Genomic DNA, 657 nt, shown 5'->3' with positions numbered 1-657 from the left:
AAATGTGCAGGTGCAAGCGGCGACGGTGCGCAATGAAGGGAAGATTGTCAGCGGGATTCAGGACGATAAGCGCATTGCTGGCAAACAGCTGAAAATCACCGCCGAACGTTTGGATAACCAGGGCGAGCTTAATGCCAGTGGGCACTTGGCGGTTCAGGCCAATGCTGTCCAGAACACCGGCAAAATCGCCGCCAACAGCGCCAAGCTTGAAGCCAAGCAACAGGTCAAAAACAGCGGCCAAATCGTCACGGCGCAGACGCTGACGGTTACGACAAAACAGCTCGATAACAGCGGCACGCTGCACACCGAAAGCGATTTGAGGGTGGTTGCTGAAAGCGTCGACAACAGCGGCAAGATCGTTGCGGCAGAAGAACTGAACATTGCAGCCAGCGACCTGAACAACAGCGGCGAAATGCTGATCGACGGTCATCTGCACCTGCATGTCGATGGCGACCTGAACAACACCGGTCTGATCGCGGCGAAGGGTGACGCGGATATCCGCGCAGCCACGCTCACTCAAGACGGCGGCCAGATACTCAGCGGCCAGGATATTCAGCTACGCATCAGCGATGTTCTGCATAACCTCGGCATCATCAGCGCCAGCCGCCACGCGCACATCACCGCCCATGCACTTAACAACCACGGAACGCTTGGCAG

General features: G+C 57.2%; 1 protein-coding gene. It reads left to right on the top strand.

Annotated elements, in window-relative coordinates; all coding sequences use genetic code 11:
- Nucleotides 1-657: hypothetical protein (locus DYL61_RS31185; RefSeq protein ID WP_167498022.1), on the top strand; the 657-nt coding region annotated here is incomplete at both ends.

This window comes from Pseudomonas nabeulensis (assembly GCF_004682045.1).
Classification (GTDB): domain Bacteria; phylum Pseudomonadota; class Gammaproteobacteria; order Pseudomonadales; family Pseudomonadaceae; genus Aquipseudomonas; species Aquipseudomonas nabeulensis.
Note: the sequence above shows the minus strand (reverse complement) of the source record. Positions and strands in the feature narration are given on the sequence as shown.